The organism is Streptomyces sp. NPDC046866, assembly GCF_040704625.1.
Taxonomy (GTDB): Bacteria; Actinomycetota; Actinomycetes; order Streptomycetales; family Streptomycetaceae; genus Streptomyces.
In genome coordinates this window covers 232,604-246,908 of the sequence record NZ_JBEYXN010000007.1, presented here as the reverse complement: position 1 = coordinate 246,908, position 14,305 = coordinate 232,604, and the positions used below count along the sequence as shown (strand labels likewise).

At 74.2% G+C, this 14,305-nt stretch carries 12 protein-coding genes and 2 pseudogenes; 6 read left to right on the top strand and 8 right to left on the bottom strand.

Features of this window, described 5'->3' with window-relative positions:
* Window positions 1–26 precede the first annotated feature (26 nt).
* The 3 genes from mdlC to AB0953_RS14115 form a co-directional block, all read right to left on the bottom strand.
* On the bottom strand, window positions 27–1,682 hold the full coding sequence (mdlC, locus tag AB0953_RS14125; protein WP_366859709.1) for a benzoylformate decarboxylase: 1,656 nt from the start codon (window positions 1,680–1,682) through the stop codon (window positions 27–29).
* Window positions 1,683–2,002: 320 nt separating this feature from the next.
* Window positions 2,003–2,389: a VOC family protein gene (locus AB0953_RS14120; RefSeq protein WP_366859708.1), complete on the bottom strand. Its 387-nt coding sequence runs from the start codon at window positions 2,387–2,389 to the stop codon at window positions 2,003–2,005.
* A gap of 227 nt (window positions 2,390–2,616) precedes the next feature.
* Window positions 2,617–3,090, bottom strand: a complete 474-nt coding sequence (locus AB0953_RS14115; protein ID WP_366859707.1) for a MarR family transcriptional regulator — start codon at window positions 3,088–3,090, stop codon at window positions 2,617–2,619.
* Window positions 3,091–3,224: 134 nt separating this feature from the next.
* Between AB0953_RS14115 and AB0953_RS14110 the strand changes: the two genes are divergently transcribed.
* From AB0953_RS14110 to AB0953_RS14100, 3 genes and pseudogenes are all read left to right on the top strand, one after another.
* Window positions 3,225–3,635 carry an organic hydroperoxide resistance protein gene (locus tag AB0953_RS14110; RefSeq protein WP_366859706.1) on the top strand — a complete coding sequence of 137 codons (411 nt, stop codon included), beginning with the start codon at window positions 3,225–3,227 and terminating at the stop codon, window positions 3,633–3,635.
* Between the two features lie 726 nt (window positions 3,636–4,361).
* A pseudogene (locus tag AB0953_RS14105) lies at window positions 4,362–4,622 on the top strand (winged helix-turn-helix domain-containing protein); the annotation flags it as partial.
* A pseudogene (locus AB0953_RS14100) lies at window positions 4,619–5,073 on the top strand (IS630 family transposase). The pseudogenes AB0953_RS14105 and AB0953_RS14100, both read left to right, overlap by 4 nt.
* A gap of 28 nt (window positions 5,074–5,101) precedes the next feature.
* Here AB0953_RS14100 and AB0953_RS14095 read toward each other — a convergent pair.
* Window positions 5,102–5,974 (bottom strand): SDR family oxidoreductase, encoded by an 873-nt coding sequence (locus AB0953_RS14095; protein WP_366859705.1) that lies wholly within the window; start codon window positions 5,972–5,974, stop codon window positions 5,102–5,104.
* A 141-nt stretch (window positions 5,975–6,115) separates the two neighbouring features.
* On the opposite strand from AB0953_RS14095, the gene AB0953_RS14090 reads away from it, so the two are divergent.
* A complete protein-coding gene (locus AB0953_RS14090; RefSeq protein WP_366859703.1) occupies window positions 6,116–6,601 on the top strand; it encodes a helix-turn-helix domain-containing protein in 486 nt (161 codons plus the stop codon).
* 706 nt (window positions 6,602–7,307) lie between these two features.
* Here AB0953_RS14090 and AB0953_RS14085 read toward each other — a convergent pair.
* The 3 genes from AB0953_RS14085 to AB0953_RS14075 all read right to left on the bottom strand — a co-directional run bounded on the left by AB0953_RS14085 (window position 7,308) and on the right by AB0953_RS14075 (window position 10,677).
* The gene (locus AB0953_RS14085; RefSeq protein ID WP_366859702.1) at window positions 7,308–7,823 is read right to left on the bottom strand and encodes a DUF4253 domain-containing protein; all 516 of its coding nucleotides are present in this window, start codon (window positions 7,821–7,823) and stop codon (window positions 7,308–7,310) included.
* Window positions 7,824–8,285: 462 nt separating this feature from the next.
* A complete protein-coding gene (locus tag AB0953_RS14080; protein WP_366859701.1) occupies window positions 8,286–8,951 on the bottom strand; it encodes a fasciclin domain-containing protein in 666 nt (221 codons plus the stop codon).
* Between the two features lie 61 nt (window positions 8,952–9,012).
* On the bottom strand, window positions 9,013–10,677 hold the full coding sequence (locus AB0953_RS14075; protein WP_366859700.1) for a molybdopterin-dependent oxidoreductase: 1,665 nt from the start codon (window positions 10,675–10,677) through the stop codon (window positions 9,013–9,015).
* 534 nt (window positions 10,678–11,211) lie between these two features.
* Between AB0953_RS14075 and sigK the strand changes: the two genes are divergently transcribed.
* Window positions 11,212–11,736 carry an ECF RNA polymerase sigma factor SigK gene (gene sigK, locus AB0953_RS14070; protein WP_366859760.1) on the top strand — a complete coding sequence of 175 codons (525 nt, stop codon included), beginning with the start codon at window positions 11,212–11,214 and terminating at the stop codon, window positions 11,734–11,736.
* Window positions 11,733–12,590, top strand: coding sequence for an anti-sigma factor (locus tag AB0953_RS14065; protein WP_366859699.1), 858 nt, complete (start codon window positions 11,733–11,735; stop codon window positions 12,588–12,590). Before sigK ends, AB0953_RS14065 begins: the two co-directional genes overlap by 4 nt.
* A gap of 141 nt (window positions 12,591–12,731) precedes the next feature.
* On the opposite strand, the gene AB0953_RS14060 is transcribed toward AB0953_RS14065, so the two are convergent.
* On the bottom strand, window positions 12,732–14,102 hold the full coding sequence (locus tag AB0953_RS14060) for an MBL fold metallo-hydrolase (RefSeq protein WP_366859698.1): 1,371 nt from the start codon (window positions 14,100–14,102) through the stop codon (window positions 12,732–12,734).
* Between the last annotated feature and the right edge of the window lie 203 nt (window positions 14,103–14,305).

Here is a 14,305-nt window from a genome sequence, read left to right as displayed (position 1 = left end):
CGGCTGACCGGCGGTTCGAAAGGGGCCTACAGGGAGGGGAGTTCCGTGGTGACGGGCACGTCGACCAGGACCGGCCCGTCCTGCTGGGCCGTGGCCTCCCGGACGAGCTTGGTCAGCTCGCCCGCGCTCTGGGCCCGGTGGGCGCGGACCCCGTAGCCGGTGGCGACGGCCGTGATGTCGATGCCGGGGATGTCGAGCCCCGGGGCGCCCTGCGCGTGCTCGAGCTGCGCGAACCACTGGAGGATCGCGTACCGGGCGTTGCTGAGGACGACGAAGGTGACGGGGACCTTGTGGGCGGCGGCGGTCCACAGCGCCTGCACGGCGTAGTGGATCGAGCCGTCGCCGATGACGCAGACCACGGGCCGGCCGGGCGCGCCGAGCTGGGCCCCGACGGCCGCGGCCGCGCCGAAGCCGAGGCCGCCGCCCGCGGAGAAGAGGTAGGAGCCGGGGGTGCTGATCCGGGTGGCCTCGTGGAACTGCGGCACGTTGGAGGGGGACTCGTTGACCCAGAGGGTGTTCTCCGGGGCGCCCTGGGCGACGGCCCGCAGGGCGGCGAGCGGGGTGAGGGCGCCGTCGCCGGGCTCCGGGATGCGCAGCGGGTCGGGGGAGTGGGGGCGGGCGTGGGCCGGCGGGGCGCCGGCCGCGGGGTTCGCCGGGTCGGCCGGGTCCGCCGGGCCGGCCGCGAGCCGGTCCGTCAGGGCCCGTACCGTCAGGGCGAGGTCGGCGACGACGGCGTCCCCGACGGGGGCGCGGGCGGCCTCCTCGGCGTCCCGGGTGAGCAGGACCAGCTCGCTGCCCTCCGGCAGGTGCGCGCCGGGGACGTACGGGTAGTAGCGGAACACCGGCGCCCCGATGACCACGACCAGGTCGTGCCCGGCCAGCTGCTGCCCGAGCGGGCCGATCGCCGGCACCAGCTCCCCGCGGAACTGCGGGTGGGTCCGGGGGAAGGAGACGCGGCAGGAGACGGGAGCCGCCCAGACGGGCAGCCCGGTCCGCTCGGCGAACGCGACGACCGCGTCCCATGCCCCGGAGGCGTCGACGTCGTCGCCGACGACGAGCACGGCCGACCGCGCGCGGGAGATCCGCTCGGCGAGCGCGGAGACCGTGGCCGGGCCGGGCGCCGCGGCGTGCACGGTACGGCGGGCGGCCGCCGTCTGCCCGGCCCGGTCCTCCTCCTCGGTCAGCTCCGCGTCGAAGTCGTCCATCGGGAGGGAGAGGAACACCGGCCCGTGCGGCGGGGTTTCGGCCAGCTGGACCGCCCGGGCGAGCGCCGGGGCGACGTCCGCGGGGCGCGGGGGCTCGTACGCCCACTTGACGGCGGGCTGCGGCAGGAGCGTGGACTGCGGGTTCGACAGCAGCGCCTCCATGGTGAGCATGGCGCGCACCTGCTGGCCGGCGGTGACCACCATCGGGGTCCGGTTCGCGCGGGCGTTGAGGACGGCGCCCATCGCGTTGCCCGTGCCGGGGCCGGTGTGCAGGTTGACCAGGGCGGTGGTGCCCGAGGCGAGCGCGAATCCGTCGGCGAGCCCGACGACGACGGCCTCCTGCAGGCCGAGCACGTAGCGGAAGTCGTCGGGGAACCGCTTGAGCATCGGCAGTTCCGTCGAGCCGGGGTTGCCGAAGACCGTGGTGATGCCACGTGCTCGTAGAACATCCAGAACCGATTCGCGAACCGTGCGCATGGCGATCCTTCCGCGCAGCCGGGAGCACTGTCGGTGATCAATCCAGCACACTGCGTGGATCTTTACAAAAGGGGTTCACGGCCCCCGGGAATCTGCTATGTGCACTGCCTGGACCCAGTGCTGCACCGCCCGCGCGGCGTGCGGCGGTTGACGCCACGTCTACCGGCTCCGCCGGATGCCCCTCGTCCGGGTGGGAGGCCCGTTCACTCCGTCGGCGGGGCGCGCCGGGATGGCCGGGCGCCCGGGGTGGCGTGGGCCGTGCGCGCCCCGGCGCGTCCCCGGCGGCTCCGCCGGGCTGCGCCGTTCGACTGCGCCACGGCTCAGGGGCGGAACCGCAGGGGATGGTCCGCCGGGACCTCCACCACGGCGATGCGCACGCCGTCCGGGTCGGCGATCCACATCTCGACCAGGCCCCACGGCTCCTTCAGCGGCGGCCGCAGCACCTCGGCGCCGCGCCCGCGCAGCTCCTCGTACGCCGCCTGCACGTCGGCGACCTGCAGCCACAGCCGCAGGCCGGGAGCGGGCGGGGCCTCGGAGCGGCCGGAGACCTCCAGGAAGCCGCCGCCGAGGAAGTAGACCGTGCCCCGCTCGGGCCCGGTGCCGAACTCCCGGTAGACGGCGAGCCCCAGCACCTCGCCGTAGAAGGCGCGCGAACGCTCCGGATCGGTGGGCCGCAGCAGGATCCTGCTGCCGAGTACGTGCACCATGCGACCGAATCTACGTCCGGCGGGCCGGCTCCGCCCGGTCATCGGCCGGAACGGCCGCATCCCGGCGCGTACGGCACGCTCGGGAGGTGGCGCTGCCGCAACCGGCCGGCGGTCGCGGGGACCCCTTCGTGCCGCTGCGCCCTTGGCCCCGAGGGGAGGAGCCGCCGGGCGCACCGGAAAGCGGTTCGGGCGGATCGCCGGCTCTCAGCCCGCTCCGGCGGCGCCCCTCACACCTCCAGGGCGGCTGCGTCCAGGGCGGCGGTGAGCCGGTGCACCCGGACCTGGAGGTCTCGGATCTCGGCGAGCTCGAAGCCGGTGGCGGCGGCGATCCGGCGCGGCACCTCCGCGGCCCGGGCGCGCAGCGCCGTACCGGCCTCGGTGAGCACGGCGTGCACGGAGCGCTCGTCCTCGGTGCTGCGCTCCCGGCGGATCAGCCCGGCGGCCTCGAGGCGCTTGAGCAGCGGGGACAGCGTCCCGGAATCCAGCCGCAGCCGGGCTCCGAGCTGCTTGACGGGGGTCGTGCCGTCCTCCCAGAGGACCAGCATGACCAGGTACTGGGGGTAGGTGAGCCCGAGGTCCTTGAGCACCACCCGGTAGACGCCGCCGAAGGCCCGGGTCGCCGCGTTGAGGGCGAAGCAGATCTGGCCGTCGAGGCGGAGGAAGTCCTCGTCGCGGAGGGTGTCGGTGCTCGGCTCGCTCATGCCGGCCAGTGTACCGGGGCTTACCTTGCGAGTCATTTGATTGCGCACAACTGAATTGTGTGCTCTAGTAGTGGACGTCGGCCGGGACGCCACCGGCCGGCCGACCGAACCACCACCGCGAGAGGAACAACCCGATGGACGCGCTCTACACCGCTGTCGCCACCGCCAACGGCCGCGAGGGCCGCACGGTCAGCTCCGACGGCCAGCTCGACCTCGCGCTCGCCATGCCCCCGGCGCTGGGCGGCAACGGCCAGGGCACCAACCCCGAGCAGCTCTTCGCCGCCGGCTACGCGGCCTGCTTCGCCAGCGCGCTCGGCCTCGTCGGCCGCCAGGCCAAGGTCGACACCGGCGAGATCTCGGTCACCGCGGAGACCTCGATCGGCAAGGACGACACCGGCTTCGGCCTCGCCGTCACCCTGCGCGTGGAGCTGCCGGAGTCCCTCGCCGGCGAGACGGGCGCCCTGCTGGTCAAGCAGGCGCACGAGGTCTGCCCCTACTCCAAGGCCACCCGCGGCAACATCCCGGTCGAGCTCGTCATCGAGTAGTCCCCACCCGCACCATCCACCCCCGCCGGCGTTTGAGGCGCGGTGGGAGGGTCCGGGGGTGGAGCCCCCGATCCTCGAGCCCGCACCGGTGATCGAGGCGAAGCGGGGCCCGGGGCCGCGGCCCCGGTTTCGGGAAGGGGCGGGGTGGGGAACAGCCCCGCGCCGCGGGAGCACCCCGCCCCGGCCGTACCCGATGGTGACCGCGCGGGCCCGCGCGGGCGGCGCGTCCGGCGCGAGTGAAATGCCCTCGGCCCGGACGCAGTGGGGCACCTGCCGCGCCGCCGCATCGCCCGGCAGCACCGTCCCGGTTCCTCCTCACCGACCGACCGGAGGTGTCGAGGGTCACCGAGACCTGCGGCGGCCTGCGCCGCAGGCGCGGCAGGACCACGCCGGGCGGCCCGGCCGAGTGCCGCGCCGGCCGGATTCCGGCGCCCCGGCCGGCGCCGTGGGATCCCAACGGTCGGCACCTCGGTCAGGCAAGGTTTGGTGGGCGGGCGCGACACGGCGGTTCCCACACGGCCGGCACGTCGGCGGCCCCCGCCTCCTGGCACCTCACCGACCCCTCCCCGCTGAAGTGCCGGCCTTCGCGAACTCGATGCGCCTCCAACTGCTGCGGTTGAACTCGTGGTGTCGTAGGGGCTGATGGCTCGTCGTCCGTGCGGTATCACCGGAGCATGCGATATCCACAAGGAGGCGGGCTGACTGCCGAACGGCAGCAGGTTCGCCGGCTGGGAGGACCAGCGCTGGACACTGGCGCGGATCAAGACGGTGATCGGTCACCGCTTTCACCTGGCCTAAACGATCCAGGGCGTGCGGAAACTGCTGGCGCGTAACGGCTGGTCCTGGCAGGTCCCGGCCCGACGGGCCATGGAGCGGGACGACGGGGTGGTGGCCGGGTGGGTCAAGGAGGTGTGGCCCTGCGCGGAAGACTCGCGGCGGCCCGCGGAGCCGGGCTCGTCTTCGAGGACGAAGCCGGACTCTCCATGACGCCGCCGCACGCGAAGACCTGGTCACAGCGCGGCCGGACCCCGGTGGTGCGGGTCCGCGGCCGCTCCCGCCGACGGGTCTCTCCATCGCCGCGCTGACCTGCTACAAACCCGGTCGCCGCTCCAGGCTCATCTACCGGCCCCGCCATGACGACGGCCGCGCGAGGGGCGCAAGAGCTTCTCCTGGCGCGACTACCGGGCCTGTTGAGCGCAGCACACCAGCAGCTCGGTGGCCCGATCGTTCTCGTCTGGGACAACCTCAACGTGCACAAGCCCGCCGACCTGCAAAAGTTCGCCGAGGCCCGCGACGCGGCTGGCTCTCCAACGTCGCCTTCAGTACCCCTGAACACCTCGTTCAGCGCATCCGGCGCGGCCTACGGCACATCCAGTACCGCAGCGAACTCACAGACGGCTGCCTCGCCGAGACCGGGCGGGCAATCAGACCCACCTGAGCAACCCGGCCACATCACGAGTTCAACCTCAGTCATGCAGGGCGGCCGCGAGTGCCTCGGCCAGGGTCACGGGCGGGCGGCCGATCAGGCGGCGCAAGTCCCCAGAGTCGGTGTACATCTCGCCGCGGTTCATGCCGCGGTCAGCGTCAGCGAGGACCTCTGCCAGCTCGGCGGGTAGGCCCGCGGAGGCCAGTACCTGGGCGAAGTCGGCCACCGGGAGGTCAGCGTAGGCAATCTGCTTTCCGGCCGCAGCGGAGATCGCGGCGGCGAGCTCGGTCAGGGTGAAGGATTCGTCGCCGCCGAGCTCGTACACGGCGCCGGTGTGGCCTTCAGCGGTGAGGACGACCGCTGCGGCCTCGGCGTAGTCGGCGCGGGACGCGGCGCTGATCCGCCCCTCGCCTGCGGCGCCGACGACCGCGCCGTTCTGCAGGATCTGCGGCATTTGGCTGGTGTAGTTCTCCAGGTACCAGCCGTTGCGCAGCAGCACGCTGGGGATTCCGCGGTCCCGCAGATACGCCTCGGTCTCGCCGTGCGTGGCACCGATGACGGTGGTGGCCGTGTCCGCGTGCGTCGTGCTCGTGTACGCCACCAGCGACACGCCTGCGGATGCCGCGGCGTCGATGACGCGGCGGTGGTTGGCGACCCGCTCGCCCACGGGGACCGAGGCCGAGATCAGCAGCAGCCTTTCCGCCCCCGCGAATGCCTCGGCCAAGCCGTCGGTGTCCGCGAAGTCGGCGCGGCGTACCGTGATGCCTCGGTCGGCCAAATCCTTGATCCCGGCGATGTCCCGGCCGGTCGCGATGATGTCCGCGGCCGGGATCCCGCGCCGCAGCAGTGCCTCGACGGTGAGCCTGCCCAGCTGGCCGGTGGCTCCGGTGACGACGATCTGCATGATGGTCATTCCTTCCTTCCGCGCGTGCCTCGCACGCCTGCCGCGGTCCGTCCGCCGCGGGATTCACAGAATGACCTGGACACTCTCTGTTGGGGAGTAGCCACTTCTTGGTAGGGTACTTACCGCAGTGAAAGCATTGAGGTGAGCCGTATGGCTGCTGTCGAGAATGTGACCGGGCCCATGCCGTCATTCGATCCGTACGAGCGCGGCTGCCCGTCGCGGGACCTGCTCGACCAGATCGGCAGCAAGTGGGCGGTCCTCGTGCTCGGCGAACTCGGCCGGAACGGGACCTCCCGGTTCGGCCAGCTCCGGCAGGCGCTGGCGGGCGTGAGCGAGAAGATGCTCACCCAGACGCTGCGCACCCTCGAACGCGACGGGCTGGTCAGCCGGACCGTCTACCCAGAGGTGCCGCCGCACGTGGAGTATGAGCTGACCGCGCTCGGCCAGACGCTACGGGAACCGCTGAAGGCGCTCACGGAGTGGTCCGTGCTGCACATCGAAGAAGTCATCGCCGCCCGCGAAGAGTACGACGACCGCACCGAGCGCACCAGCTCATCAGCGGCGGCCAGCGGGCTGGTCATAGACGGCCGCCTCGCCGAGACCGGCCCGGCGACATCGCGAGTTCGACCTCAGTAACCGTCGAACGTCCAGATGGGGCGGCTGGCAGCAAGAGCCTGGCACCCCCGAGGAGCAACGTCTGCCCGGCGCCTGGCCGCACAACCAACCGGAGACGGCGCGGGGCACGCAGGACAAACTCAAGGCCTTTCCCTGAGCCGGACTTCCGGCTTTTGTCCGCACGTAAAAGTCGGGAGCCGCAGCGGGAAGCCCTTCTCAACTCGATCCGCGAGACACGGGTGAGGAGTGATGCAGAGGGCGTCGTACTTGCCTAGGACTGCCCGGAGTTCGCGGGCGCTCCGAGGTGTCAGGGCCAGCAGCACGCGGTCGAGGAGAGCGCGGCCTTCCAGGGGGTTGCCGCAGCAGTACCAGTGCACGCTGCCCCACTCGCATTCCTGCCACTGCCGGCGCCTGGGGCTGCGCACGTACTGCTTCCACCGGTCCAGGGCCAGGACTACGTCTCCTGGCTCCAGGTAGTTCCGGGTCTCTTCGAGGCGGGCGATCTCCGCCCCTGCCCGCCCGGAGAGGCCGTCGATAGCAAGCCTCGCAGCAGCTGTCCGACGCTGCCGAGGGTGTCTCCGCCGGCTACGCGGCATGGGCCTTTCTGATCTCCGTCATGTGGCACATGCTGCCACGTCCTTGAACGGCAGGAGCAGACTTTCGTCCGCGGGCGACGCCTGCCCCGACGCGGCCGCCTTCGAAGGACTCCTGACCGTCGAGGAGGGTGTCAAAGAATTCGCCGATGATTCCAGGTCTGATCCCGATGGCTCAGTCCCACCAGAACTCCCAGACAGGAGCATCGATGAGCTGTTGTGCGTACGCGGCGAGCGTGTAGGGCCTGCGGCCCCTGCCGGGTGTTGTCCGGGCAGAAGGCGAAGTGCTCGGCCGCGACCAGGAGAGCCTCGTGCTCATCCACCGGCGGCGCGGCGATGCTGGTTGCAGGCTCCGATCCAACCCGCGACCGTAAGGGCCTCCGCACCTGATGCTGCCGCGACCAGCCCCAGACGAGTCTCGGGGCGGCCGGCGAGGAACCCCCGCGCGAACTCGGCGGCGAGACGGTCGGGATCCGTCGCAGTCCCACTGCTGGACGCGAGGCCAGGCCAGGTCCGTCCGAAGGGCGCGGTGACGGAGAGGCCGTGAGTCGCCCACCACTGTGCGAGGAGACCGGAAGGGTCGTGGCTTTCCGGGGAGGACATCTGCTCGGGAAAGACTTCCCCGGACCCCCATGGACGGAATTCGGCATCGTTCGGATCCAACGCGTCGAGCAGCAACGGCCACAGGGGAGCGCGTGTGCTCGGCATACTCCGCCACCAAAGCTCGGCAGTGGCCGGCCCGTCACTGAGCCACAATGCCTGCACGTCTCCGTCGCCTTCGTCGGACATGACCATCCGACCCGCCGGAAGCAGGCCCTCGGCCAGGCTCAACCGCGATTCCGGATGCCACCAGGCGGGACGGGTGCAACTGGTCCGTCCGGCCCTATACGTGCCACCGCGGCGGTGGGATACGCGGCCAGACGCCGGGCACGGCGTTCCTGCTGGGAAGCCGATGAGCACAGAAGCGGGGTACGACACAGAGGCAGGAGGCACCCTTCGGGACCGTTGGGGCGCTCGCCCAGGCACGTCAGACGCTCATCTCTGGCCTTGCTGCTGTGCGCGGACCGGGGGCCGGGCGCGGCGGGGGCACCGCGCCCTGGGCCCCCGGGCGGCTACTTCGGCATCAGGACCGTGTCGATGATGTGGACCGTGGCGTTCGCGGTCTGGACGTCTCCGCAGACCACGCCCGCGGTCCCGTTGACGCGGTAGGCGGATCCCGAGCCCGAGGTGGTGACCATGCCCTTCTGCAGGGTCGGGAAGGAGCCGTTGGCCAGCTGACCGGACTCCAGGCGGCGGCCGACGACGTGGTACGTGAGGACCTTCGTCAGGGCGGCCTTGTCCGCGAGGAGCTTGTCCAGGTCGGCCTTCGGGATCTTCGCGAAGGCGTCGTTCGTCGGCGCGAAGACCGTGATGTCCTTGGCGTTGTTGAGCGTGTCCACCAGCCCGGCCTGCTTCACCGCCGACACCAGCGTGGACAGCGCCGGGTTGTTGGAGGCCGCGGTGGCGACGGGGTCCTTCGCCATGCCCGCGAACGAGCCCGCCCCGCTCCTGGGCACCGAGGCGCAGGCCGGCCCGAACGGCTGGGTCGCGCCCGTGGCGTCCGCCGCCGCCGGCGGCGCCTGGGCCCCGGCCGCATCGGGGGCTGCCGCCGCCGGGTCGGCGGCGGCGGCCGGACCGTCGCCGTAGTCGGAGCAGGCGGTCAGCGAGAACGGCAGGACGGCAGCGGCGGCGAGGGCGAGCGCGGTACGGCGGATCCGGGGCGCGGTGGTCGTGATCATCGGTTTCTCCTCGTGCTTGGGTTCGGTTTTGGAGTGGGTTGGGGGGTGGGTTCGGGGTGGGTCAGGTGACCGTCACGAAGACGGTGTGGTGGCCGGTCGCCCCGTCGGGGACGGTGCCGGCGCGTTCCTCCGGCTGGACCCGGCCTGTGCCGTCGGTCGCCCGGGCGCTGAGGGTGTGGCCGCCGGGCTCGGCCGGCCAGCGGAAGGACCACTGCCGCCAGGTGTCGGCGGTGTCGGCCGCGGCCAGGTCCGCGGGCTGCCAGGGCCCGTCGTCGACCCGGACCTCGACGCGCTCGATGCCCCGGCGCTGCGCCCAGGCCACCCCGGCGACGACGACGGTGCCGGCGGCCGGGCGGGCGAAGGGCCTGGGGGTGTCGATGCGGGTCTGCGTCTTGACCGGCGCCCGCCGCGCCCATCCGCGCTCGACCCAGTAGGCGTCGTACGCGTCGAACGCGGTCAGCTCGATCTCGGTGATCCACTTGCAGGCGGACACGTACCCGTACAGCCCCGGCACGAGCATCCGCACCGGGAAGCCGTGCGCGAAGGGCAGCGGCTCGCCGTTCATGCCGACCGCGAGCAGCGCGTCGCGGCCGTCCATGACGTCCTCGACCGGCGAGCCGAAGCTCATCCCGTCGACCGAGCGCGCCACCAGCTGGTCGGCTGGCCCGCCGTCGGACGGCGGCCGCACCCCGGCCTCGCGCAGCAGCCCGGCGAGGGGGACGCCGAGCCAGCGGGCGGTGCCGGCGTACGGGCCGCCCACCTCGTTGGAAACACAGGTCAGGGTGATGTCCCGCTCCACCAGGGGCCGCGCGAGGAGCTCCTCGTACGTGTACGTGCGCGGGCGGGCCACCCCGCTGCCGCGGATCCGCAGGCGCCACGCGTCCGCGTCGACCCTCGGCACGACCAGGGCGGTGTCGACGCGGTAGAAGTCCCGGGCCGGGGTGGTGAAGGGGCTGATGCCGGGCACCGCCAGCTCGGCCCCGGCCGGCCGTGCGGGCGCCGGGGACGCCGGGCGGGGCAGGACCACCGCGGCCCGCGAGGCCGCGGCGCCCCGGCCGCGCCGGTCGCCGAGGGCCCGGCCCGCGAGGCCGGCCCCGGTGGCGGCGGCCGCGGTGCCCACGGCCCAGGCCAGGAAGCCGCGCCGGCTCCGGCGGCCGCCGGAGCCGGCCGCCCGTGCCCCGTCCACCGCGGAAGCCCCGGCTTCGCCCGCAGCGCCCGCAGCGCCCGCAGCGTCGGCGGCCCCGGCATCCGCGGCCTCCCGCCCGAGCCGCCCCGCCAGCACGTGGAGTACGCACGCCCCGGCCGCGCCGCCGACCAGTGAGGGCAGCGCATCGGCCGCCGAACCGGAGCCGGTGCGGGTCAGCGCGGCCGCCGCCCCGACCAGCCCGAAGGACGCGGCCCCGGCGCTCACCGCGCGCAGGCGGCGCGGCGACACCGCGCCCAGCACCCCCAGGCCCGCCGCGCACAGCGCGAGAACGGCCAGGATGCCGAGGAGCAGGACGCGCTTGTCGCCCTCGCCGAAGGTGCGGATCGCGAAGTCCTTCACCGCGGCCGGGGCGCGGTCGACGGCGGCCCCGCCGACCGCGGCCAGCGGCCCGGCCTCCGGTCGGACCGCGGCGGCCGCCAACTCGGCGACGGCCAGGGCCGAGTACGCCGACAGGAGGCCGGCCGCGGCCCCGGCCGCGATCCGGGCGGGGCGCTTGCGGAAGCTGTTCACACCCGCCATTCGGTGCCCCGCCCGGAGCGGATGGGTCCGTCTTCCGCGGAACCGGTGCGGGGGTGGCCGCCGCCGACCGCCGCCACCCCCGCGGCGGGCCCGGTCCCGTCGACCCCGGCCCGCCGGTGAAGGGCCGAAGCCGCGGGCTCCGGGCCTTCGACCCCTTCTTCGGCGTCACGGCCGCGCCCGGATGCAGGGCAGCCCGAAATCACTCACTCCGGTGATGAATTCGACGCGAGTCCGGGCCAATCCGACCGCCCGTCCGCTACGAAGATCCGTCAAGCGCGACTCCCGACACCGAAGGACTGCCATGCGATGGACGGATCCCGGCGAACCACCCGCCACCTGTACACCGCACTCCGCCCTGCGCCCGAGCCCGCCCCCGGGCGCCCGTCCCCCTCTCCCTCCCGACCCCCCTTCCCCCCGCCGGCCCCGCCCCCGCCACCCGCTCCCTCCCCGCTCCCGGGGAGGGGAGGGCGCCCGGTGAGCCAACCCCTGACCTTCGGCCTCCCCGACGCCGGAGTACCCCCGCTCGAAGAGCTGATGGCCCGCGTCGCACGCGGCGACAAGGACGCCTTCTCCGCCCTCTACGACGCCCTGTCCGCCACCGTCTTCGGGATCGTCGTCAAAGTCGTGCGCGACCGCGCCCAGTCCGAGGAAGTGACCCAGGAAGTCATGATCGACCTATGGCGGCAGGCCGCCCGCTACCGTCCCGACCAGGGGAGCGTGAGGACGTGGGCGGCCACCCTCGCCCACCGCCGCGCCGTCGACCGGGTCCGCTCCGCCCAGGCCGCGAGCAACCGCGAGCACGACGAGGCGGCCCGGGCGCAGGGCCGCCCCTTCGACGAGGTGGCCGAACAGGTCGAGACCCGCCTGGAGAGCGAGCAGGTGCGGCGCTGCCTGCGCGGGCTGACCGAGATCCAGCGCCAGGCCGTCACCCTCGCCTACTACCAGGGGCTGACCTACCGCGAGGTCGCCGAGACGCTGTGCACCCCGCTCCCGACCGTCAAGACCCGCCTGCGCGACGGGCTGATCCGGCTGCGCGACTGCATGGGGGTGACCACGTGAAGCACGACCCGAAGACCGATCCGAAGACCGATCCGAAGACTGATCCGAAGACCGCCCCGGAGACCGGCCCGAAGCCCGCCCGCAATCCCGGCCCGGCGCACGACCACGCGCTGCACACCCTCACCGGCGCGTACGCCCTCGACGCCCTCCCGCCCACCGAGCACGGCACCTTCACCGCACACCTCGCCGGCTGCCCCTCCTGCCGGCAGGAGGTCGCCGAATTCGCCGCCACCGCCGCCCGCCTGGCCGGTGCGGCCGCCCTGCCCCCGCCGCCGCGCATGAAGGACGCGGTCCTGTTCGACATCGACTCCGTACGCCAACTGCCCCCCCTGCTCCCGGAGTCCGAGGACCCCGCCGGGCGCCCGACCCCCCTCTCGGCGGTGCTGCGCCGACGGGCCCGGGTCATGGTCCTCGCCGCGAGCGTCGCGGCCGCGGCCGTTCTCGCGGGCGTCGCCGTACAGCAGGAGCAGAGCGCCGACCGGGCCCGGGAGCAGGCGCAGGCCGGCGAGCGGCGGCTGCAGGACCTGGCCGCGGTGATGGCCGCACCGGACGCCCGGACGGTGCGCGGCCGCACCGCCGGCGGCGCGGCCACCTCCGTGGTCAGCTCCCGGCAGCAGGACAGGGCGGTGTTCGTGGGCGCGGGACTGCCCGATCCGGGGGAGGGCAGGACGTACCAGCTGTGGTTCGACGACCACGGCCGGATGCGCCCGGCCGGCCTGCTGGCGCGCGACGGGGCCACCGTCCTGGACGGTGGCATCCGGGGAGCCACGGCGGTGGGCCTCACCCTCGAACCGGCCGGCGGGTCCCCGAGCCCGACGGGCCGGCCCCTGCTCCTGCTCGCCCTGCCCGCCTGACCGCGCGGCCGGCGGGCCCGCCCGCCGGCTCGGGGGCAGGCCCAAGGGCAGGCCCACAGGCGGGCCGAGACGCAGGCCCAGGCGCAGGACCCCGGACGGCCCGGCGGTCCGTCGGCCGGCCCCGGCCCGGCCCCACGCCTTTCACGCAGCCCCCGACAGGTCCTCCACCCCGCCCTTGACCACCGCCCGTACGGGAATCCCCGCCAGATCCAGCAGGCTCGCCGCCACGGTCGCCCGGCGGCCGCTGCCGCACACCGTCCACACCTCCCGGTCCCGCGGCAACTCGCCCAGCCGCCGCGGCAGTTCCGCCAACGGCACCGCGAGCGTGCCGGGGATCCCGCCCTCCGGCCGGTCGGGGCGTACGTCGAGGACGCGGTGCTCGCGGACGTGCCCGGCCAGCTCGGACGCCTCGGCCGTGGGGAAGCTGCGCAGCGGCCGGCCGGCCGCCGCCCACGCGTCGATCCCGCCGGCCAGGTGCCCGGCGACCTTCTCGTAGCCGATCCGCAGCAGTTGGACCACCGCCTCCCGGGCCGCCTCCGCCGCGGGCTCGGGGAGCACCAGCACCAGCCGGGTGCCGAACGGCACGACCTCGCCGACCAGGCTCGCGAACCGCTCGTCGAGCTCGTCGCAGACCGATCCGGGCAGATGGGCCGCGGCGAACGTGCCGCGCCCGCGCCCGTCGACGATCCACGCGCCCCCGCCGAGCAGCCCTTCGACCGCGGCCGGCGTCAGCGGCCCGCACTCCGGCGGCCCGCCGAGCACCGCGGGCCCGGCCCGGTTGATCGGCGCCATGTGGTGGAAGTACGCCGGGTAGGGCGTCAGCCCGGTCGTGCGCGCGCTGACGAAGTCCTCCTCGTCCCGCGCGGCCAGCGCCGGGTTGCTCCGCCGCTCGGCGCCCACGGTGCTCGTACGGCCCGAGGCGGCCGGACCCGCCGAGCAGGAGCTGCCCGCGCCGTGCGTGGGCAGGACCCGGGTGGCGTCCGGCAGCAGTGCGAGGCGCCGCAGCGAGCGGAACTGCGCCCGCGCGAGCTCCTCGGTGAGGTGCTCGCCGGACAGGTCGGTGCGCCCCGCCGACCCCACCAGCAGGCTGCCCCCGGTGAAGACCGCCGCCGGTACCTCCGGGCCCTGGTCGCGGTCGCGGGCGTGCTCGTACACCAGGTACGAGGTGTGCTCGCGGGTGTGGCCGGGCGTCTCCATCGCCCGTACGGTGGTGTCCCCGAGGGTGATCTCGTCGTCCTCCGCCAGCCGCAGGTGGTCGAAGGCGTACGGTGCGCGGGCCGGCCCGGCCACCGTGGCCCCGGTGGCCGCGCGGACCTCCAGGGCGCCGGAGACGTAGTCGTTGTGCACGTGCGTCTCCAGCACGTACCTGACGCGTATCCCGCGCGCCGCGCAGGAAGCGACCAGGTCCCAGCTGTCGCGCTGCGGGTCCACCAGTGCGGCCTCGTCACCGCTGACCAGCAGGTAGCTGTTGTCGCCGAGCGACGCGGTGGTCACGATCTCGATCCGGTCCATGCCGTCACGCTCCTGGCCGCCCGGCGCCGCCACGCGCCCGGCCGCCGGCCGGCGGGCCGTGCGGGCGCACACAGCGCGGGGCGCCTTCATTTTAGTCCGGCCCCCGTCCGAGGGCCCGCCGCGAAGGGCCACCGCGGCCGCCGGTGGCCCTTCGCGGCGTCACTCACGCGGCGGCGCCGTGACCCGTTCGGAGGCACTGCCCG

Excerpts from the sequence above, each read along its gene's own strand:
- sigK (WP_366859760.1), top strand. The coding sequence starts at position 11,212 with ATGGCCCGCGTCGCACGCGGCGACAAGGACGCCTTCTCCGCCCTCTAC.
- AB0953_RS14095 (WP_366859705.1), bottom strand. The coding sequence starts at position 5,974 with ATGACCATCATGCAGATCGTCGTCACCGGAGCCACCGGCCAGCTGGGC.
- AB0953_RS14115 (WP_366859707.1), bottom strand. The coding sequence starts at position 3,090 with ATGAGCGAGCCGAGCACCGACACCCTCCGCGACGAGGACTTCCTCCGC.
- AB0953_RS14080 (WP_366859701.1), bottom strand. The coding sequence starts at position 8,951 with ATGATCACGACCACCGCGCCCCGGATCCGCCGTACCGCGCTCGCCCTC.
- AB0953_RS14110 (WP_366859706.1), top strand. The coding sequence starts at position 3,225 with ATGGACGCGCTCTACACCGCTGTCGCCACCGCCAACGGCCGCGAGGGC.
- AB0953_RS14090 (WP_366859703.1), top strand. The coding sequence starts at position 6,116 with ATGGCTGCTGTCGAGAATGTGACCGGGCCCATGCCGTCATTCGATCCG.
- AB0953_RS14075 (WP_366859700.1), bottom strand. The coding sequence starts at position 10,677 with ATGGCGGGTGTGAACAGCTTCCGCAAGCGCCCCGCCCGGATCGCGGCC.
- AB0953_RS14085 (WP_366859702.1), bottom strand. The coding sequence starts at position 7,823 with ATGCCGAATTCCGTCCATGGGGGTCCGGGGAAGTCTTTCCCGAGCAGA.
- AB0953_RS14120 (WP_366859708.1), bottom strand. The coding sequence starts at position 2,389 with ATGGTGCACGTACTCGGCAGCAGGATCCTGCTGCGGCCCACCGATCCG.
- AB0953_RS14060 (WP_366859698.1), bottom strand. The coding sequence starts at position 14,102 with ATGGACCGGATCGAGATCGTGACCACCGCGTCGCTCGGCGACAACAGC.
- mdlC (WP_366859709.1), bottom strand. The coding sequence starts at position 1,682 with ATGCGCACGGTTCGCGAATCGGTTCTGGATGTTCTACGAGCACGTGGC.